The following is a 19800-nucleotide window of genomic DNA, read 5'->3' as shown; positions in this document are numbered from 1 at the left end:
CGTAAATTTATGCGACCGATCTCCGGACTTGGCAAGCGCCGTTTCTCAGGGCCCGATGGCGGCTATCAGCGGGGAGACGGAATGGGCACGGATCTGGGCGTCATCGAGGGCTACTACGGTCGACCCTGGTCGTGGACGGAACGGGCCGAGCAGGTCTCTTTCCTCGCCCCGCACGGCTATCGCTTCTACATGTACGCGCCCAAGGCCGACGCCTTCCTGCGAAAGCGCTGGCGCGAGGAGCACCCGGCGGCGGAAACCGCAGCGCTGACCGCCTTCGCCGCCCATTGCCGGTCGCAAGGCGTGCGATTCGGGGTGGGGCTGAGCCCATACGAGCTCTATCGCGACTTCGGAGACGTCGCGAAGGCGGACCTGGCCCGCAAACTGGCCTGGCTGGACCAGATCGGCGTCGATGACCTGGGCATCCTGTTCGATGACATGCGCGGCGATCTGCCGGATCTGGCCAAGACCCAGGTCGAGATCCTGCACTGGATCGCGGCGCGCACCCGGGCCAGCCGGGTCATCGTCTGCCCCACCTACTACACCGACGATCCGGTGCTGGACCGGTTCTTCGGCGAACGGCCTGCGGGTTATCTGGAAGATTTCGGTGCGGCGCTCGATCCGGCCATCGGCGTGTTCTGGACCGGCGAGGAGGTCTGCTCGGCCGAGTACAGCCCGGGGCATCTGGCGCGGGTTGAAGGGCAACTGGGGCGCAAGCCGATCCTGTGGGACAACTACCCGGTCAACGACGGCCCGCGGATGTCCAACTTCCTGCACCTGCGCGCCATGACGGGCCGCCCGGGCGCGATCGGCGCGCACCTCTCCGGCCATGCGGTCAATCCCGCCCTGCAGCCTGTGCTGTCGCGCATCCCGCTGCTCAGCCTGTCGGACAGCTATCGGCTGGGCGAGGCCTATCAGTACGGCGCGGCCACGGCGCAGGCCGCCGCCGCCGTACTGGGCGACGCACTCGGCGCCATGGTTCAGGGCCGCCTGCTGGTGCTCCAGCAGACCGGCCTCGACAGGATGGAGCCGGATACGATCGCCTCGTTGCGCGCCCGGTTTGCCGCCTTCGACCACCCGGGCGCGCGGGAGATCGTCAGATTCCTCGACGGCGAATACCGCATCACCCGCGAGATGATGGCCGAAGAGGGGACCGGCTGATCAGGGCGTGCAGATGAAGCCCTGGTCCGGCGAAGCGGTGGCGTCGAGCACCTCGATGTAGGTCTTCGTCACCGGGTCCGGCCCGGTGCGGCGCTCGACATGCATCCAGCTTGCGGCGTGCTCGACGAACAGGGGCCAGGCCTGGCCGAAGCGCTTCTCCAGACCGCCCGGACCCCAGTCCTGGCGGCGCTTGGTGATCTGGTCGGGGGCGAAGAAGAAGGCCGGCTTCGCGCCGGGCAGGTCGGCGAAGGTGGCCGGATCGGCGTCCCAGTGTGTGCTGCCCACGACACAATCGTAGACCAGGTCCTCGCCGAACCGGTGGTGGACCGCCGCGCGGACACCGGCGTTGCCCGCGAAGTCGACATAGACGACCGGCCCCTCGACCGCGGCTCCGCCGAGGCCGGCGTACGGGATCACCTGATCGTAGCAGCCCAGGCTCTCGGTGAAGGCGACGTTGCCAGGCGAGGTCAGGCCGATGACCTGAACCGTGCCCCGCTTGTGCAGCAGGTAAGCCAGGCCGATGGCCGTCTTGCTCGACGCGCTCGACAGAACCACCGACCTCGCGCCGAACATGGCGTTGTCGTCGAGCATGTCGTCGATGACGAACGAGGTCATGAACAGCGGGAAAAGCAGGGACTGCTGGTCTTCATGCGCCTCGATCCCGTCTACGGCGCGATACGAATTGTAGGGTGGAGCCAGTTCCGACCGCCAGGGCGCGGTCTCGAAGAAGCCGCCGGCCGTCTTGCGCGGCGTCGCGGTCATGTGGGTCGACATCGGCACATAGCCGAAGAATCGCTGGCCGACGGCGAACTCCGGGTGGCGGCTCTCCTCGACCACGGCATAGCCCCAGACCGGCACCCGGCCCCAGCCTTCCGGCGCCGGGTAGAACTTCCAGTAGCCCATGCGCTCGCCGAACACGGCGTAGGTGATGTTGTTGGCCGTCAGGGCGAAGGACTCGACCTTCAGCCGGATGTCACCATCGGCCAGCGGGCCAAGCGGGGCGGCGTCCACGCGGGTCTGGTGCAGATCAGTCTTGCCGACGAGAAAGTCCCAGGCTTGCGCGGTCATGTCCCGTGTCCTTGCATGATGTTGAGCGTACACTGTAAATCTGCCTGACCGTCTGAGTCCAACCCTCCATGCCCCGACTGCTGTCAGATACTGACGTCGCCGACTTCCGCGAGCGCCTGATCGCCGCGGCGGAGCGGCTGTTCGGCGAGCGGGGGCCGGACGGGGTGACGATGCGCCAGCTGGCGGCCGAGCTGGGCGTCAGTCCCATGACCCCCTATCGCTATTTCAAGGACAAGGACGCGATTCTGGCGGCCGTGCGCGCCAGCGGCTTTGACCGATTCGCTACCGCGCTTGAGGACGCGACCGCAGGCCTGTCCGATCCGCGCCAGCAGTCGGAGGCCACGGGGCGCGCCTATGTTCGGTTCGCGCTCGGCAATCCGGACGCCTACCGGCTGATGTTCGATTTCGCGCAGCCGAACGAGTCCGAATACCCCGAGCTGGTCGAGGCCTCGGCCCGGGCGCGGACCATGATGGCGCGGCACGCAGAAGCGCTGGTGGCGTCCGGCGAGGCACGCGGCGATCCGATGATGATCGCCCATATGCTCTGGGCGGCGCTGCACGGCGGGCTGGTGCTGCAGATGGCGGGAAAGCTGTCGCCGGAGATCGACCCCTCGGCCCTGCGCCGCCAGGCCTTCGAGGCGATCCTGCGGGGATTGCGGCCGGACGCTTGACGGTCGCTGCGTAACGCGTGCGTGGTTCGAGACGCTCGGCCGGGGCCTCGCTCCTCACCATGACGAGCACCTTTGAAGCTCACCCCTGCACGTCATCCTGAGGAGCGATCCCTCAGGATCGCGTCTCGAAGGACGCACGGAGACCATCATGACCCAGCCCAAACCCTTCACCGTCGACTGGTCCGAAACCGACGTCCGCCGGGTGTTGGATCAGGTGCGGCACTATCCCTGGCCGCCGGCGCCGGCGGTTGACGACGGCTGGCTGTACGGGTGTGAGGCGGCCTTCCTCGAAGAGACCTGTGCGTACTGGGCCGACCACTACGACTGGAAGGCGGCGGTCTCCGAGCTGAACCGGTTTCCGCAGTTCACCGCGCGGGTCGAGGATTTCGACCTGCACTTCGTCCATGTGGTCGGCGAGGCGGGCGGCAAGCGGCCGCTGCTGCTGACCCACGGCTGGCCGGGCAGCCACTACGAATTCTGGGCGAGCATTGACAAGCTGGCCTTCCCGAGCCGGCACGGCGGCAAGGCCGAGGACGCGTTCGACGTCGTGGTTCCGAGCCTTCCCGGCTTCGGCTTCTCGTCCAAACCGACCCGGCCCATTGGCCAGCGGGCCACGGCGCGGATGTTCAACACCCTGATGACCCAGGTGCTCGGCTACGACCAGTATCTGGCCCAGGGCGGCGACTGGGGCGGTCTGGTGACGTCCTGGATCGGCTTTGATCACGGCGCCCATGCGAAGGCGATCCATCTCAACATGATCGGCTTCCGGCCCAAGGGCGGGCCGCAGTCGCCGGAGGAGATCGCCTGGCTGCAGCACAGCCAGATGATGATGCAGATGCTCGGCGCCTATTTCGGCCTGCAGGCGTCAAAGCCCCAGTCGCTGGCCTGGCTCGGCGCCGGCAATCCGGTCGGGCAGGCGGCCTGGATCCTCGAGCGGTTCCATGACTGGTCGGACCTGCGGACCAAGCCGCTGATCGGCGCCTACACGCGCGACCAGCTGCTGACCAACGTCATGATCTATGTGATGACCGGCAGCTTCACGACCGGCACATGGTACTACCGTGGCCTGATGGAAGAGGGCGGCATCGCGGCCATGGAGGGCCAGCGCTGCGAGACCCCGACCGCCTTCGCCAACTTCCCCGGCGAGCCGCTGTACAAGGCCCCGCCGCGCAGCTGGGCTGACCGCGCCTACAACATCACCCGCTGGACCGACATGGCCAGCGGCGGCCACTTCGCCGCGATGGAAGAGCCGGATTTGTTCGTGACGGATGTGCGGGAATGGGCGCGGGAGGTCTGATGGGGACATGTACCGAAGGTACGTGTCCCCTCGCTATTCCGCCTTCGGCTTCAGCAGCACCAGCGCCACCAGGCTCAGCGCGCAGGCGGCGCTGAGGTAGAGACCCACGGGCGCGAGGCCGCCCTTGTTGGCCAGGTCCTGGGCGATCAGCGGGGTCATGCCGCCGCCGATGATGCCGCCGACATTGAAGGCCACGCTGGCCCCCGTGTAGCGCACCCGGGCCGGGAACAGGCCGGGCAGCCAGGCGCCGAGCGGGCCGTAGACCAGGCCCATCAGGATCATCGCCAGCGACAGGAACACGCCAACCAGCAGCAGCGATCCTGATCCCAGCATGGGCGCGAGGCCGAAGCCGGCCAGCACCGCCAGCACGCAGCCGATCATCAGCACCCGGCGCGGGTTGGCGGCGTCCGACCAGTAGCCGGCCCAGATGATGCCGCCGGCCATGAACAGGATCGCCACCAGCTGCACCCCGAGGAAGGCCTCGCGGCTGTAGCCCAGCGTCTTGGTGCCGTAGCCGAGCGCGAAGGCGGTCGAGATGTAGTAGATGCAGAAGCAGGCCACGACGCCGAAGGTGCCGCCGAGCACCTCGCGCCAGTTGGTCCGCATCACTTCGCCCAGCGGTACGGACGGCGGCGGGGCCTCCTCCAGCGCGGCCTTGAAGGCGGGCGTCTCGGTCAGGCTCAGCCGCACCCACAGGCCGATGGCCACCAGCACCGCGCTGAGCAGGAACGGGATGCGCCAGCCCCAGCCGAGGAACTGGTCGGGCGACAGGATCAGCCCGAGGATCAGGAACAGACCGTTGGCGCAGAGGAAGCCGACCGGGGCGCCGAGCTGCGGGAACATGCCGAAGCGGGCCTTCCAGCCCGGCGGGGCGTTCTCCACCGCCAGAAGGGCCGCGCCGCCCCATTCGCCGCCGAGGCCGAAGCCCTGACCGAAGCGCAGGATGCAGAGCAGCAGCGGCGCGATCCACCCGGCGAGGGCATAGCCCGGCAGGAAGGCGATCGCCGTGGTCGAGCCGCCCATCAGCAGCAGCGAGGCGACCAGGGTCGACTTGCGCCCGATGCGGTCGCCGAAGTGGCCGAAGAAGACCGCCCCGACCGGCCGGGCGATGAAGGCGATGGCGAAGGTTGCGTACGAGCTCATCAGCTGCGCCGTCGGCGAACTGGTCGGGAAGAACAGCGCCGGGAACACCAAGGAGGCGGCCGTCGCGTAGATGTAGAAGTCGTAGAACTCCACCGCCGTACCGACGAGGCTGGCGGTGAGCACGCGCCGCGTGGCGGCTTTGTCGGTCATTATGGATCCCCCGGCTTGCCTCTGGTTGCGGCCGGACTCTCGCCCGGTCAAGGCCGTCCTTCCGCCGCAATGGGGCGATTGTCTCCGGCGTCAGGATCCGGGGAGGACGAAAATGCGACTGGCCCTGCTGACACTGCTGTTCATGCTGGCCGTAGGACAGCCCGCAGCGGCCGACACCGCGTCCGATCTCGACCGCTACATGACCGCCCGCGCGGCGCTGGGTCAGTTCAGCGGCACGGTGATGGTGGTGAAGGGCGACGCGGTACTGTTGGAGGAGGGCTACGGCTACGCCGATGTCGGCGCGCGTATTCCGGCGACGGCAGCCACCCGCTATCCCGTCGCGTCCCTGACCAAGGCCGTCACGGCGCTGGCCATCCTGCGTCTCCGCGACGCCGGCAAGCTCTCCCTCGACGACTCCGTCTGCCGGTTCGTCAACCCCTGTCCGGACGCCTGGAAGCCGGTGACTCTCGCCATGCTGGTCCACCACACGTCCGGTGTGCCGGACTATGAAGCGCGGCTGGCGCTGGGCTCGACCGCTTATCTGGCCTTCATGAGCGCGCCGGACAGCGCCGCCAGGATCATCGCCGACGCTCGCGACCGGCCACTCGACTTTCCGGCCGGCAGCGACTTCGCCTACAGCAACACCGGCTACATTCTTCTCGCGGCGGTGATCAGCCGGGCGTCCGGGCGACCCTACGCCGACTACATCCGCGACGCGGTGCTGCGGCCGGCAGGCATGGCGCGGGCGGGATTGGGCGGCGCGAAGGACCTCGCCCTGCCGATCGCTGACGGACCGGGGCACAGCAGCGCCGATATCGCCGCCGGCCTGTCTTTGGACGCGATGATGCGCGCGGATATCCCGGCGCTCGATCTTGGCGGCGACCATGGCGATGCAGCGCTGTTCGCCACCGCCCGCGACCTCCAGGCGATGCTGACGACCATCCGGACCACGGCAGGTGACGAAGCGTTCCGGCCGGAAGGTCCCGGCCGCTACGGCTTCGGCTGGCAGATCGGCCAGGGCTTTGGTCAACCGCAGGTCAGCCACAACGGTATCCTGCCGGGCTACGTTTCGCGCGTGGCCTGGTATCCGGACTCGGGTGTGACCGTCATCGTGCTGAGCAACCTGGATTTCGCGCGGTTCACGGCGATCGAGCGCGATCTGACCGCGATCACTCTTGGCCAGCCGTGGGACTTGCCAATGCGCCATCGGGTCTCGGCGATTCCGGCCGAACGTCTGACCGGGCTGGTCGGAGACTACCGGCTGGCCAGCGGCGTGGTGCTGACGGTCAGCCAGGGCGAGACCGGACTGATCCTGTCCATGGCCGGTCGATTCACTGCCGGTCTGCTTCCCGAGGACGACAACCGTTTCTATACGCCGTTCTTCGAAGGCGTCGCGACCTTCGAGCGGGACGCGGCAGACAGGGGCGTTCGCCTGCGGGTGCATTATCAGGGCGAGGACCGGATAGTCGCCGAGGCGGTCGCCAAGGGCTGAGGGGCGCGTGGCGTGGTCTGTGCTATAGCCACCCTCATGACCGAAGCCCCCCAGACCCCCGCCGAGAAGATGAAGGCCATTCTGGCCGCCAAGCAGGGCGGCGCCGCCCGCGCCGGGCAGGGGCCAGGTGCGACCGGCGGCAAGGCGGGCGAGGCGCTGGCCGCCGCGCGGTCTTTCTCGCAATCCAGGCCGGCCCCGCGGAAGTAATCGCCATGGCCCGTTATGACTTCGCCTCCGACAACGTCGCCGGGGCCATGCCCGAGGTGATCGACGCCCTGGTCGTGGCCAACGCCGGCGTCGCCTCCGGCTATGGGACCGACCACGTCAGCGCTCGCGCGGCCGACCTGATCCGGGCCGCCCTCGACGCTGACGCCGACATCCGGTTCGTCGCTTCGGGCACGGCCGCCAATGCCCTGTCCTGCGCCGCGCTGGCGCAGCCGCACGAGGCGGTGCTGGCCCATGAACATGCCCACATCCTGACCGACGAGACCGGCGCGCCGGGCTACTTCGGCGCTGGCGTGGGGCTGATCGGCCTGCCGGGCGCCAGCGGTCGCATCGATCCGGCGGCGCTGGCCGAGGCGCTCGCGCAGCCGGAGGTGTCCTACCGCCAGCCGGCGGCGGCGCTGTCGCTGACCAACACCACCGAATACGGCACGGTCTGTTCGGTCGAGAGCTTCAAGGCTCTGATCGATCCGGTGAAGGCCAGGGGCTATGGCGTGCACCTCGACGGCGCGCGGCTGGCCAACGCCGTGGCGGCCGGGTTCGACCTGAAAGCCATCCCGAAGCTGGGCGTCGATATCCTGATCATGGGCGGCACCAAGGCCGGCTCGACCCCGACAGAGGCCATCGTCCTGCTCAACAAGGGCCTCGCCCGCCGGTTCGACGCGCGGCTGAAACATGCGGGTCAACTGGTGTCCAAGGGCCGGTTCCTCGCGGCGCCGTGGACCGGCCTGCTGGAGACCGGCGCCTGGCAGACCCGCGCCGCTCACGCCAACGCCATGGCGCAGCGGCTGGCGGCGCTGATGCCGTTCCCGATCGTCCACCCGGTCGAGGCCAACGGCATCTTTGTCGAGATGGACCAGCCGACGCTGGACCGGCTCGCGGCGACCGGCTGGTTCGTCTACCGCTTCATCGACGGCACGGTGCGCTTCATGTGCAGCTGGGCGACGACGCCCGAGATGGTGGATGAGCTGGGCGAGGCGCTGAAGGCGGTGGCATAAATCCTCCCCATCGGGGGAGGTGGCTCGGCAAAGCCGAGACGGAGGGGGTCACCCGGAACGACGGCCGAAATCTGAGTGGACCCCCTCAGTCAGGCTACGCCTGACAGCTCCCCCGCTGGGGAGCATCCTTTCCGCTCTTGCCTCCCGCTACGTCCGCCCGTTAGCTCGCGGCCATGAGCGAGCCATCCCATCCCGAAATCCGAGACGCCGTCCGCAAGCTCTGCGCGGGCTTTCCTGGCGAGTACTGGCGCGCGCTGGATCGCGAGCGGACCTATCCGACCGAATTCGTGAAGACCCTGACCGAAGCCGGCTTCCTGTCGGTCCTGATCCCGGAAGAATACGGCGGCTCGGGCCTCGGACTGTCGGCGGCGACGGCGGTGCTGGAGGAGATCCATCGGTCCGGCTGCAACGGCGGCGCCTGTCACGCCCAGATGTACACCATGGGCACGGTGCTCAAGCACGGCAGCGCCGCGCAGAAGGCCGAGTATCTGCCGAAGATCGCCAGCGGCGAGATCCGGCTGCAGGCCTTCGGTGTCACCGAGCCCACCGCCGGCACCGACACCACCCGTATCTCGACCTTCGCCCGTCGCGAGGGCGACAAATACATCGTCAACGGCCAGAAGATCTGGATCTCCCGGGCCGAGCATAGCGACCTGATGGTCCTGCTCTGCCGCACCACGGCCCGCGAGGACGCCGCCCGGCCCGCCGACGGCATGAGCGTGCTGCTGGTCGATATGCGCAAGGCCGTGGGCAACGGCCTGACCATCCGGCCGATCCGCACCATGCTCAACCACGCCACCACCGAGCTGTTCTTCGACAACCTCGAGGTGCCGGTCGAGAATCTCGTCGGCGAGGAGGGCAAGGGCTTCCGCTACATCCTCGACGGCATGAACGCCGAGCGCATCCTGATCGCCGCCGAGTGTATCGGTGACGGCCGGTTCTTCATCGACCGGTCAAGCGCCTATGCGAAGGAGCGCTCCGTGTTTGGTCGGGCCATCGGCGAGAACCAGGGGGTGCAGTTCCCGATCGCGCGCAACTACGTTCAGCTGTCGGCCGCCGCCCTCGCCGTGGATCACGCCGCGGCCCTGTTCGATGCCGGCCAGCCTTGTGGCACCGAGGCCAACATGGCGAAGATGCTGGCCAGCGAGGCCAGCTGGGCCGCCGCCGACACCTGCATTCAGACCCACGGCGGCTTCGGGTTCGCCGAGGAGTACGACATCGAGCGCAAGTTCCGCGAGACGCGGCTCTACCAGGTGGCCCCGATCAGCACGAACCTGATCCTCAGCCATGTGGGGACGCATGTACTGGGGATGCCCAAGAGCTTCTGACGGCACATGCCTGTCTACATCCCCATCGACGATCCCGCCGACACCCGGCTCGAGGCCTATCGCGACATCCGCGAGCGGGATCTGGTCGGGCGGCAGGGGCGGTTCATCGCCGAGGGCGAGACGGTGCTGCGGGTCCTCGCTGGGCAGGACCGCCACCGGCCGTTGTCCGTGCTGATCGCGGCCAAGCGACTGGAGAAGTTGCGTCCGATCCTCGAGACCATGGCCGACGACGTGCCGGTCTATCTGGCCAGCCAGCCCGTGCTGGACGGGATCGTCGGGTTCGAACTGCACCGGGGCATCCTGGCGCTGGCCGAGCGCGCCGCGCCGGTCGCGGCCGACGCGCTGCTGGCCGGCCTGCCGGACAAGGCGCTGGTGCTGGTTCTGGTCGGCATCTCCAACCACGACAACATGGGCGGGTTGTTCCGCAACGCCGCCGGGTTCGGGGTCGACGCAGTGCTGCTCGATCCGACCTGCTGTGACCCGCTTTATCGCAAGGCCATCCGTGTGTCGGTCGGCGGCGTACTGCGGGTTCCCTATGCGCGGCTGGGCGAGGGCGAGGACCTGATCGGTTTGCTGGAGCAGCGCGGCTTCACACCGGTGGCGCTCAGTCCCGCTGGACAGACAGCCCTGTCAGACCTGCCGCCGCTGGCACGCCCCGCCCTGCTGCTGGGCGCGGAAGGGCCAGGGCTGCCTGACGCCACCCTGGCCCGCTGCCGGACGGTCTCGATCCCGATGGCGCCCGGCTTCGACTCGCTGAATGTCGCGGTCGCCGCCGGGATCGCCCTGCATCAGCTGCGGATCAGTTAGCCCACATCACATATTCGGCGCCCTTGGGCATCGGCTTGCCGTCGACCGGCTTGTCGATCCAGATCGGGCCCTCGATCAGGGCCGGCCAGATCGGCCTGGCGGCGCGGCGGTCCTGGGCGTCGAGCAGCGCCGTCAGCTGGGCCACCACGGCCGGGTTGGCCGCCGCGACGTTGTTCTGTTCGGTCGGGTCGGTCTTGATGTTGAACAGCCAGATCTTCTTGGGCCGTTCGGACCACTGCATCTTCCAGTCGCCGTTGATCACCGAGCGATAGTGGCCCGAGCGGAAGAACAGCGGCCGGTCCGGGACCTGCCCGCGCGACAGGGCCACGAGGTCGACGCCGTCGAGCACGCCCGGCTTGGCCGGAGGGGCATGAGCGGCGGCAGCCGCCGTGGCGAAGATGTCGAAGTGCATCGCCCGCGCCGGCGTCGTCGAGCCCGCCGGAATCTGGCCCGGCCAGCGCATGAACATCGGCACCCGGACGCCGCCCTCGAAGAAGGTCGCCTTGAAGCCGCGGTAGGGTTTGTTGATGTCCGGCAGGCCGATGTAGTTGGCCCCGCCGTTGTCGCTGGTGAAGATGATGATGGTGTTGTCGCGCAGGCCCTGAGCGTCGACCTCAGCGAGCACCTTGCCGACGTTCCGGTCCAGTGCGCGGATCATCGCCGCATAGACGCGCAGGCGGTGGTCCTTGATCTGCGGCAGGGCGTCATAGTCTGACTTGAGCGCCTGCAGCGGCGTGTGCGGCGCATTGAAGGCCAGGTACATGAAGAACGGCCGGTCCTTGTTGGCGTCGATGGCGCGGACCGCCTGGTCGCCGAAATAGTCGGTAATGTAGCGGTCGGGATGGAACGGCTTGCTGCCGTCGAAGCGCACCGAGAACGGCAGGTTGGCCCACAGGAACTTGTCGATCGGATCGAAGTCCTGCTTCGAGTTCACGACGTTCGGGTCGTTGGCTTCCATGTACATGCCGCCGCCGGCGTAGAATCCGAGCGTGTCGTCAAAGCCCTGGTCCTCGGGCCGCAGGCCCTTGGCTTCGCCCAGGTGCCACTTGCCGATATGCAGCGTGCGGTAGCCGGCCGATTTCATCGTCTCGGCGAGGGTCACTTCGCTGGCGGGGACGCCCAGGTCTTCGACCGGCGGCATCGCGGCGACGCGGTCCTCGTAGAAGATCGGCTTGACCGGCCCATGGCCGCCCAGGCGCTGGATGTTGCGGGCGAAGGCCACGGGCACGGAGGTGAACTCGAAGCCGAAGCGGATCGGGTAGCGACCGGTCATCATCGCAGCGCGTGAGGGCGAGCAGGTGGCGTTGCCGGCGTAGCCGTTGGTGAACTTCACGCCGTCGCGGGCGATCGAGTCGATGTTCGGGGTCGGCACCGCGCCGCCCGCGACACCCTGGCCCGTCGAGTCGAGATCGTTGATGCCGAGATCGTCGGCGACGATGACGATGACATTGGGGGGCCGTGTCGCGCCGGGCGCGAGCGCCGGCGCCGAACCTGCGCCCCAGATGACCTCATGGTAGGGCTGGATCGGGTTCTTGATCCGTCCGACCACGCCGGGGATGTAGATCCAGAAGTGCTGGAACGCGACGACGGCCGCCACGAGAACGACGGCGACGGACCCGAGGGTCCAGATGAGCTTGCGGTTCATGGTCGTTCCCCCAGTCTAGTGAAGCAGGCTTGTGCGGGTGATGGTCTTGTCGCCGGCGGGCAGGTCGATCAGGTCGCCGTCGCGGGCGATCCACAGCGGGCCGGTAAAGACCTTGCGGGCGTCGCCGAGGAACGGGACCTCAAGCGCCTTCAGCGGCAGCGGCGGCACGATGTGATTGAGCAGCAGGGCGCCGACCTTGTCGTCGCGGGCGATGGCCGCCGCCGCCTGCGGCGTCGTGTGGTAGTTCTGGATGTCCTGCATGATCTGCGCGCGGTTTGTGGCGCCGGCCTTGAGCGAGGCTTCGCGGATCAGGTTGACCATGGCCGGCGACAGGGCTTCGTGGACCAGCAGGTCGACGCCCTTCGCGTATTTCGCCAGCACCGGCGAGGGGGCGGTGTCGCCACTGATGACGACGCTGCGGCCCTTGTAGTCGAAGCGATAGCCGACGGCTGGCTCGACCGGGCCGTGGTTGACCCGGAAGGCGGTGATCTTCACGCCGTCCGCCTCAAGCACGACGACCGAGTCCTGGCCTTCCGGGATTGTGAAGGCGTGGGGCTGGATGCCGGCGCCCGACGGCGGCATCACAACCGGGCCGTGGTGGGCCGTGCGGTAGCTTGCGTCGAGGGCGTAAGCCTCGTTGAAGCCGGCGGCGACGCGCTCGACGCCCGGAGGACCATAGAGTTGCAGGGGCGTGGTCAGATTGCCGCCGCCCCAGCGCTGCAGCGCCACGTTGCCCAGACCGTCGATATGGTCGGAATGGAAGTGGGTCAGCAGGACCACCGAGTCCGTGCCGAACAGACCCATGCGGCCGAGCGTGCGGCCGGCCGCCTCGCCGGTGTCGACGATGAACAGGCGCTTGCCGGCGATCACAGCCGTGCAGGGGCCGCCCCGATCATGGTCGGGGAAGGGGCCGCCGGCGCCGCAGATGGCGACGTGCAGGCCGTCCGCCAAGGACGGAATGACGGGATTGGCCATGGCCGACGCCAGGCGCCGCTCCATGATCCGGACGGCGATCTTGCCGCGCACGGCATAAGCGCCCGCCGCCAGCAGAACCAGCACCACCAGCAGTCCGGTGAATACGCGTTTCATGTCGCCCCCCTAATTCCGGCTTGCCTGCCCGAATTATATTGGCATAGTTTGTGCCATTAGTTTCCCGGCCGGTCAACCGGCTTCAAATCCCGCGAAGAGATCGACGATGCAGGTTCTGCGAACCCCTGACGACCGTTTCAGCAACCTGCCGGACTTTCCCTACGCGCCGCACTACGAGACGATCCGGGACGCCTCGGGCGTCGACCTGCGCATCGCCTGTGTCGACGAGGGCCCTCGCGACGCGTCGCCGGTTCTGCTGATGCACGGCGAGCCGTCCTGGTCCTATCTGTACCGGGGCATCATCGCGCCGCTGAAGGGCAAGCATCGGGTGGTCGCGCCGGACCTGGCCGGCTTCGGTCGCTCCGACAAGCCGGCCGAGAAGACCGACTACAGCTACGAGAAGCATGTCGCGTGGATGAGCGCCTGGCTGCTGGCGATGGACCTCAAGGACATCACCCTGTTCTGCCAGGACTGGGGCGGCCTCATCGGCCTGCGTCTGGTCGCCGCCTTCCCGGAACGGTTCGCGCGGGTGATCGTGGCCAATACCGGGATGCCGACCGGCTCGGGCATGAGCGACGGCTTCAAGGCCTGGCTGACCATGAGCCAGACCATGCCGGTCTTCCCCGCGGGCATGATCGTCAACATGGGTTCCCTGCGCGACCTGAGCCCCGAGGAGGTCGCGGCCTATGACGCGCCCTATCCCGACGAGACCTACAAGTCCGGTGCGCGGATCTTCCCCACCTTCGTGCCCGTGACGCCCGAACATCCCTCGGTGGCCGAGAACAAGGCCGCCTGGCTGGTGCTGGAAGCCTTCGACAAGCCGTTCCTGACAGCGTTCAGCGACGGCGACCCCGTCTCCAAAGGCGGTGACATCCCGTTCCAGCAGCGGGTCCCCGGCGCCAAGGGCCAGAAACACACCATCATCGAAGGCGGCGGCCACTTCCTGCAGGAAGACCGGCCCGCGGAGATCGCCGCCCTGATCGACAGCTTCATTTCGGAGACACGCTGATGAACGTGGAAAACGCCGTTCTGCCGAAGGGCGAACAACTTCAGGCCCTGCTCGGACTCGGTGGTGACCGTCCGATCGTGATGCTCAACCTGCTCAAGTTCCGCGACAAGGCGCAGTACGACGAGCCGGGCGAGCCGGAGATGACCGGGCGCGAAGCCTACGACCGCTACGGCCGGGTGATGGCGCCGCTGGTGCTGTCGAAGGGCGGCAAGCTGCGCTTCTCCAGCAAGGTCGACGCGCTGGTCATCGGCGAGGTCGGCGAGCTGTGGGACGCCGTGGCGATCATGGAATATCCGAGCCGCGCGGCCTTCGTGGAGATCGCCACCTCGCCGGAGGTCCAGGAGATCGGCCGCCACCGCAAGGCCGGTCTGGCCGGCCAGCTGCTGATTCAATGTTCCGAGGCCGGTGCGTGATGGGAGACGCCCGGGCTCCGTCGCGGATCACCCTTGGACTGCTGACCGTCCTGGGTCTGATCAATCTGGGGCGCGGAGCGATACACGCCTTCCTGCCGGACAGCGGGGCGGGCGTGATCGCCCATTTCGACCTGGCTCAGGGCGGGAAGATCATCGTCTTCCTGCTGGCGATGGTCGGCTCCGGCCAGATCGGGAGCGGGCTCATCGACCTGCTGGTGGTGGCGCGCTATCGCACCTTCGCCCGCCCGTTGCTGGCGATCGAACTCCTGCGGGCGCTGATCGCGCTCTATATCGCCTTCGTGTCCAAGTCGGTCGGGGCCGGCTATCCGGGCGCCAAGGGCATCGTCGGCGCGGCGATCGTGCTGACCGTTGCCGTGCTCTGGGAGTTCGGACGACGCGGCCGCAAGGCCTGATCCCTTGCAGGATGCGCCGGTGATGATAGGCCTGATCGCATGACCGCCCCGACCAAACCCCCGCCCGTCGCCGAACCTGTGGTCGACGGTCGCCGGCTTCGGTCCGAGGCCAGCCGACTGCGGATCGTCGAGGCGATGATCGCCCTGATTTCGGAAGGACTGACCATGCCGCCGGCCGAGGCCGTGGCGGCGCGGGCCGGCGTCGGCCTGCGCACGGTGTTCCGCCTGTTCGAGGATATGGACGGCCTCTATCGCGGCATCCAGGCGGTGATGATCGGGCGGCTGGGCGGTCTGCTGGAAGGCCCGATCGAGGCCGCCGACTGGCGCGAGGCGATCAACATCCTGATCGATCGGCGCGCGGAAGCCTTCGAGATGATCCTCCCGCTGCAGATCGCCGCCGACAGTCCGCGCACCCGGTCGGCGGCGCTTCGCGACGGCCGGCTTCGACTGGTTCGGGGTCAGCGCGACACCCTGCTGGCCGTCCTGCCCGCCGCGATCCAGGCTGATGCCGAACTGGTCCAGGCGCTGGACCTGGCGCTGAGCTTTGAAGCCTGGCGGCGGCTGCGCACCGACCAGGGCGCCGATATCGCCGGGGCCCGGGCCGTGATGCGCCGGACGGCCGGCGCCCTGACCCGCGACCGCGCATGAGACGGCTCGCGCTGGTCCTGGCGCTGGGCCTGACGGCCTGCGGACCGAAGGTCCCGCAACTGGCGACGCCGACGCGCGCCTGCCCGGTTCCCGTGCCGGCCGGCGAGGTGGCGCTGAAGGGCGGGACGTTCACGATGGGCGCGATGCCGGAACACAATGATGAGGGACCGCCGGTCCAGGTGACGGTCGCACCGTTCTCGATCGACCGCACAGAGGTGACCAACGCGCAGTTCGCGGCGTTCGTGAAGGCCACCGGCTACGTCACCCTGGCCGAACGGCAGCCGGATCCGAAACTCTATCCGGGGGTGCCGGCGAGCAAGCTGAAGCCCTCCTCGCTGGTGTTCGTCGGCGCCAAGGGTCTGGGCACGGGCGATCCCTCCGGCTGGTGGCGGATCATCGACGGGGCCAACTGGAAGCACCCGGAGGGGCCGGGCAACGACCTGACGGGCCGCGAGCGGCATCCCGTGGTCCAGATCGCGTACGACGACGCCCTGGCCTATGCCCGCTGGGCAGGCCGCGACCTGCCGACCGAGGCCGAATGGGAGTTCGCCGCCCGCGCCGGGCTCGATGGCGCGCGCTACGAGTGGGGCAATGACAGGCCGGTCGCCGGACAGCCGCGCGCCAACAGCTGGCAGGGCGTGTTCCCGGCGGTCGACACCGGCGACGACGGCTACAAGGCCCGCACGGCGCCGGTCGGCTGCTATCCGGCCAGCGCCTACGGCCTCTACGACATGACCGGCAACGTCTGGGAATGGACGAAGGACTTCTACGAGGCCCCGACGCCGAACGGCCGCACGCACCTGATCAAGGGCGGCTCGTTCCTCTGCGCCGACAACTTCTGCTACCGCTACCGCCCGTCGGCGCGACAGCCAGGGCCGCCGGATACGGGGACGAGCCATGTCGGGTTCCGGACGGTGAAGCGGGGCTAGTTCGCGCCTACTATCGCCGCGAGCGGAGAGCATGAGCGCGTTGATTGTCTGGCCCTAGGCGGCGATCATACGGGCGACAAACAAGGGAGCCTCTCCATGGGCGGGATCACGGTTCAGAAGGTCGCCGGGGCGCTCGGCGCGGAAATCGGCGAGGTCGACCTGTCCGCCGCGCTGGATGACGCGACCATCGCCGCCATCCGCCAGGCGCTGGTCGAGCACCAGGTGATCTTCTTCCGCGACCAGTCGCTGACGCCGGAGCAGCAGCTGGCCTTCGGCCGCCGGTTCGGGCCGCTCAATATCCATCCCTACGTGTCCGGCATGGCTGACCATCCCGAGGTGATGGAAATCATCAAGGAGCCGACCGACCGGATAAATTTCGGCGGCGGCTGGCACTCGGACATGAGCTTCCTCGAGACCCCGGCAATCGGCTCGATCCTCTACGCCGTGGCGTTGCCGGACTGGGGCGGCGACACCCTGTTCGCCAGCCAGGCGGCCGCGTTCGAGGCCCTGTCGCCGGGGCTGCAGGCGACGCTGGAAGGGCTGAACGCGATCCATTCGGCCGAGCGCGAATACGCCCCGACCGGCCCTTCGGCCCAGAAGCGGGAATCGATGAAGATCTCTGACGCCGAGGGCATGGCCGGCCGCTTCAGCCATCCGATGGTCAAGGTCCATCCCGAGACGGGCCGCAAGGCGCTGTACGTCAATCCGGCCTTCACGATGAACATCGAGGGCTGGAGCCGACGGGAGTCGAAGCCTCTGCTCGACTATCTGTTCGAGCACAGCCGCAAGGAGGCCTTCACCTGCCGCCTGCGCTGGCGTCCGGGCACGGTGGCTTTCTGGGACAACCGCTCTGTCTGGCACTACGCGCTCAACGACTACCCCGGCCAGCGCCGGCACATGCGCCGGGTGACGGTGGATCCGGCGGCTTAGGCGGGGGCATCATGCAAGACGACCAGGTTTGGCTTTGGTCCGAAGTGCGACGAATTGCCGAGGCGTTCATGCGTGGCGAAGCGCTTCCGGTGGAAACCGCTGTTGCGTTGGATGCTTTCCGCCACGACCTGCCCGAGTCATTCCATGAAACGTTTGATACGTTCCTTGTCGTTTCCAGTGAGACAGACGCAATACCTACGGGTGACCGCAGAACTTTTTGGCACCCGGACGTTCGGGAAGCCGAAGATCGAAAGCATGATCAGGCTCAGGCTTGGGCTCGTCCCTTGGTGGAGCGGGCATGTTCCCGACTTCTGGCAGACCTCCCCGATGTACTGCCAGATTCATCGATGAACTAACGGCAGCCCTATCGGTATTCGCTACACCACCTGCGTCGCCGTCCCGGCCACGACGTACCAGGTCACGAACAACCCGCAGATCAGCGCGCCGGGGACATGGCTCCCCGTCCGGCGCCAGGTGAAGGTCGAGATCAGGGCGACCACGGCCATCAGCGGCAGGAACTGGATCGCCACGACGGTGCTCAGTGGGTCGAAATCGGTCGGCAGGCGGCCGGTGAGGAAGAACAGGCCGTAGTCGACCGCCAGCAGCAGCAGGAAGCCGGACGCCATGGCGGCGATGGCGGCCGCATACTGTTTGGCCGCGCTGTCGCCGGCCACCGACAGGCGGCCGTGCAGGGCCCGGGTGGCGACGAGGAAGAAGACGCTGAAGGGCAGGACGTAGATGAGGGCGATCACGGCCTGGGCCGGGCTGAACGGCTTCAGCGCCACGACCCAGAAGCGGAAGTCGACCTTGAACAGGGCGTCGGCGGCGACCAGCGACAGGTAGCCGACAGCTGACGTGGACAGGGCGATCAGCACCGCCGGAGCCCAGCGATCGACGCTGCTCGCCATCGGACGCTTGCGGCCGAACCAGCCGATGACCAGAGTCAGCGCGGCGTTGACCAGCGCCCATACGACCACCTGGTTGGTGATGCTCTGCGGCAGCAGGTGCGAGGGCTTGAGCAGCACCGTCACGGCGATGAAAGCCGGGAAGAAGGTCAGGATCGGCAGCAGCGCCGTGGTCGCGAGGCCGCCCCACCAGCGGCCGTTCCGCTGCTCGACGGCGGCGGTCGGCGCGCCGCGCAGGCCTGCGAAGACCGGCAGGCTGAGGAGGCCATTGAACGTCCCCAGCAGCAGCACGACGAAGCCGATGAAGGCCGCGCCCGTGCCGATCTCCTTCCAGATCCAGATATGGTCGCCTGCCGGCCTTGGCGTGCCGCCGACCAGGGTCTTGCTGAACCAGTCGAGCGCGTCGCCGACGGCGGCAGGCGAGATGTGGTCGCCGGGATGCGTGGTCACCGGTGTCGACAGCCGACGCGCCGTACCCGCGGCGATCGAGCCGTAGACCCGATCAGGGACGACGTCGGCCGTCGTGCCGAAGACGGTCTTGAGCTTGGCGCTGCCGGTCACGTCCTGCGCCCGGGAGACGCCCCACATGATCTTCGAGAATTCGTCGTAGCGGCTGTAGACCAGCCCCAGATTGCGCGGCCAGGCCGGCGTGCCCTCGGCGGCGAACGGGGCGCCGGTGGACGAGCCCTCGAGCACCACGGCCTTGTAGGCGTCCGGCATGGCGGCGGCGGCGGCCAGCACCGTCCAGCCGCCCATGCTGTGGCCTTCCAGGCCGATGTTGGCCTTGTCGACGTTGGGCAGGCCGCGCAGGTATTTCAGCCCGTCGGGACCGCCGAAGCCGTTGGAGAAGGCCGCCCCGCCGCTGTAGCCGTGACCGGTCTGGTCCATGGCCAGCACGACGTAGCCGCGGCGGGCGAACTCGATGGCGAAGGCGCTCTGGGTTTCGCGGCTGTTGATGTAGCCGTGCACGGCGAGGACGCCGGGCGCAGGGTGTTCGGCCGTGGCGTTTTTCGGCGTGTAGAGCAGGCCGCTCATGGTCACGCCGCCGGCCCCCGGGAACCGCACGTCGGTGACGGTCACGCCACCCGACGTCTGCACCGCGCTCGCCAGCCACGACCCGGCCAGGATCAGCAGCACCCCCGCCGCGAACAGCCCCCACTTGCGCATCGTCGTCTCCCCCGACCTGTTTCGCCGGAGCATTGCCCGGAGTGGTCGCCGGCACAATGCGTGGTTCGACACGCGCCTTCGGCGCTGCTCACCATGACGTGGAGCAATGCACGTCATCCTGAGCAGGCCCGAAGGGCCGTGTCGAAGGACGCAGGATGTCCTACGCTTCAGCGTCAGAATCGGGACCCCGCCCCATGATCACCCTCTACCACTGCGCCGATGCGCGCTCGTTCCGGCCGCTGTGGGCGCTGGAGGAGCTGGGACTCGCCTATGACCTGCGCATGCTGCCGTTCCCGCCCCGGTTCCTGAAGTAGGAAT

Annotated in this window: 20 protein-coding genes; 15 read left to right on the top strand and 5 right to left on the bottom strand. The window is 68.2% G+C overall.

The features are described from left to right. Positions 1-81: 81 nt before the first annotated feature. On the top strand, positions 82-1158 hold the full coding sequence (locus ACODSL_RS04675; RefSeq protein WP_488899469.1) for a beta-N-acetylglucosaminidase domain-containing protein: 1077 nt from the start codon (positions 82-84) through the stop codon (positions 1156-1158). Here ACODSL_RS04675 and ACODSL_RS04670 read toward each other — a convergent pair whose 3' ends face one another. Next, positions 1159-2226 (bottom strand): DUF2855 family protein, encoded by a 1068-nt coding sequence (locus ACODSL_RS04670; RefSeq protein ID WP_488899468.1) that lies wholly within the window; start codon positions 2224-2226, stop codon positions 1159-1161. Positions 2227-2294: 68 nt separating this feature from the next. Here ACODSL_RS04670 and ACODSL_RS04665 point away from each other — a divergent pair, with 68 nt between their 5' ends. Both ACODSL_RS04665 and ACODSL_RS04660 read left to right on the top strand, forming a co-directional pair. Next, complete coding sequence (locus tag ACODSL_RS04665) at positions 2295-2897, top strand: TetR/AcrR family transcriptional regulator (protein ID WP_488899467.1); 603 nt, start codon at positions 2295-2297, stop codon at positions 2895-2897. Positions 2898-3045: 148 nt separating this feature from the next. Beyond that, positions 3046-4194, top strand: a complete 1149-nt coding sequence (locus ACODSL_RS04660; protein WP_488899466.1) for an epoxide hydrolase family protein — start codon at positions 3046-3048, stop codon at positions 4192-4194. Between the two features lie 33 nt (positions 4195-4227). Here the strand turns inward: ACODSL_RS04660 and ACODSL_RS04655 are convergent, their stop codons facing one another. Next, positions 4228-5487, bottom strand: a complete 1260-nt coding sequence (locus ACODSL_RS04655; RefSeq protein WP_488899465.1) for an MFS transporter — start codon at positions 5485-5487, stop codon at positions 4228-4230. A 112-nt stretch (positions 5488-5599) separates the two neighbouring features. On the opposite strand from ACODSL_RS04655, the gene ACODSL_RS04650 reads away from it, so the two are divergent. From ACODSL_RS04650 to ACODSL_RS04630, 5 genes are all read left to right on the top strand, one after another. Continuing rightward, the gene (locus ACODSL_RS04650; protein ID WP_488899464.1) at positions 5600-6979 is read left to right on the top strand and encodes a serine hydrolase domain-containing protein; all 1380 of its coding nucleotides are present in this window, start codon (positions 5600-5602) and stop codon (positions 6977-6979) included. Between the two features lie 36 nt (positions 6980-7015). Further along, complete coding sequence (locus ACODSL_RS04645; protein WP_488899463.1) at positions 7016-7186, top strand: hypothetical protein; 171 nt, start codon at positions 7016-7018, stop codon at positions 7184-7186. A 5-nt stretch (positions 7187-7191) separates the two neighbouring features. After that, positions 7192-8199 carry a threonine aldolase family protein gene (locus ACODSL_RS04640; protein WP_488899462.1) on the top strand — a complete coding sequence of 336 codons (1008 nt, stop codon included), beginning with the start codon at positions 7192-7194 and terminating at the stop codon, positions 8197-8199. Between the two features lie 173 nt (positions 8200-8372). Next, positions 8373-9527, top strand: a complete 1155-nt coding sequence (locus ACODSL_RS04635; protein ID WP_488899461.1) for an acyl-CoA dehydrogenase family protein — start codon at positions 8373-8375, stop codon at positions 9525-9527. Between the two features lie 6 nt (positions 9528-9533). After that, positions 9534-10334 carry a TrmH family RNA methyltransferase gene (locus ACODSL_RS04630; RefSeq protein WP_488899460.1) on the top strand — a complete coding sequence of 267 codons (801 nt, stop codon included), beginning with the start codon at positions 9534-9536 and terminating at the stop codon, positions 10332-10334. On the opposite strand, the gene ACODSL_RS04625 is transcribed toward ACODSL_RS04630, so the two are convergent. Both ACODSL_RS04625 and ACODSL_RS04620 read right to left on the bottom strand, forming a co-directional pair. After that, entirely contained in the window at positions 10327-11979 is a 1653-nt protein-coding gene (locus ACODSL_RS04625) for a sulfatase-like hydrolase/transferase (RefSeq protein ID WP_488899459.1), read from the bottom strand. The genes ACODSL_RS04630 and ACODSL_RS04625 overlap by 8 nt on opposite strands. A 15-nt stretch (positions 11980-11994) precedes the next feature. Continuing rightward, the gene (locus tag ACODSL_RS04620) at positions 11995-13068 is read right to left on the bottom strand and encodes an MBL fold metallo-hydrolase (RefSeq protein ID WP_488899458.1); all 1074 of its coding nucleotides are present in this window, start codon (positions 13066-13068) and stop codon (positions 11995-11997) included. A gap of 106 nt (positions 13069-13174) precedes the next feature. Here ACODSL_RS04620 and ACODSL_RS04615 point away from each other — a divergent pair, with 106 nt between their 5' ends. The 6 genes from ACODSL_RS04615 to ACODSL_RS04590 all read left to right on the top strand — a co-directional run bounded on the left by ACODSL_RS04615 (position 13175) and on the right by ACODSL_RS04590 (position 17410). Beyond that, positions 13175-14077: a haloalkane dehalogenase gene (locus ACODSL_RS04615; RefSeq protein WP_488899457.1), complete on the top strand. Its 903-nt coding sequence runs from the start codon at positions 13175-13177 to the stop codon at positions 14075-14077. Next, on the top strand, positions 14077-14490 hold the full coding sequence (locus tag ACODSL_RS04610) for a DUF1330 domain-containing protein (protein ID WP_488899456.1): 414 nt from the start codon (positions 14077-14079) through the stop codon (positions 14488-14490). Before ACODSL_RS04615 ends, ACODSL_RS04610 begins: the two co-directional genes overlap by 1 nt. Then, complete coding sequence (locus ACODSL_RS04605) at positions 14490-14903, top strand: hypothetical protein (protein ID WP_488899455.1); 414 nt, start codon at positions 14490-14492, stop codon at positions 14901-14903. The genes ACODSL_RS04610 and ACODSL_RS04605 overlap by 1 nt, the downstream gene beginning before the upstream one ends. A 39-nt stretch (positions 14904-14942) precedes the next feature. Next, a complete protein-coding gene (locus ACODSL_RS04600; protein ID WP_488899454.1) occupies positions 14943-15551 on the top strand; it encodes a TetR/AcrR family transcriptional regulator in 609 nt (202 codons plus the stop codon). Next, a complete protein-coding gene (locus tag ACODSL_RS04595; RefSeq protein WP_488899453.1) occupies positions 15548-16480 on the top strand; it encodes a formylglycine-generating enzyme family protein in 933 nt (310 codons plus the stop codon). Before ACODSL_RS04600 ends, ACODSL_RS04595 begins: the two co-directional genes overlap by 4 nt. 96 nt (positions 16481-16576) lie before the next feature. Then, positions 16577-17410: a TauD/TfdA dioxygenase family protein gene (locus ACODSL_RS04590; protein ID WP_488899452.1), complete on the top strand. Its 834-nt coding sequence runs from the start codon at positions 16577-16579 to the stop codon at positions 17408-17410. Positions 17411-17787: 377 nt separating this feature from the next. Here ACODSL_RS04590 and ACODSL_RS04585 read toward each other — a convergent pair whose 3' ends face one another. Beyond that, entirely contained in the window at positions 17788-19482 is a 1695-nt protein-coding gene (locus tag ACODSL_RS04585) for an alpha/beta hydrolase family protein (RefSeq protein WP_488899451.1), read from the bottom strand. Positions 19483-19676: 194 nt separating this feature from the next. Between ACODSL_RS04585 and ACODSL_RS04580 the strand changes: the two genes are divergently transcribed. Further along, the gene (locus ACODSL_RS04580; protein ID WP_488899450.1) at positions 19677-19796 is read left to right on the top strand and encodes a thioredoxin domain-containing protein; all 120 of its coding nucleotides are present in this window, start codon (positions 19677-19679) and stop codon (positions 19794-19796) included. Positions 19797-19800: the final 4 nt, after the last annotated feature.

This window comes from Caulobacter sp. FG121, assembly GCF_057809815.1.
This window is presented reverse-complemented; position numbering and strand designations above follow the sequence as displayed.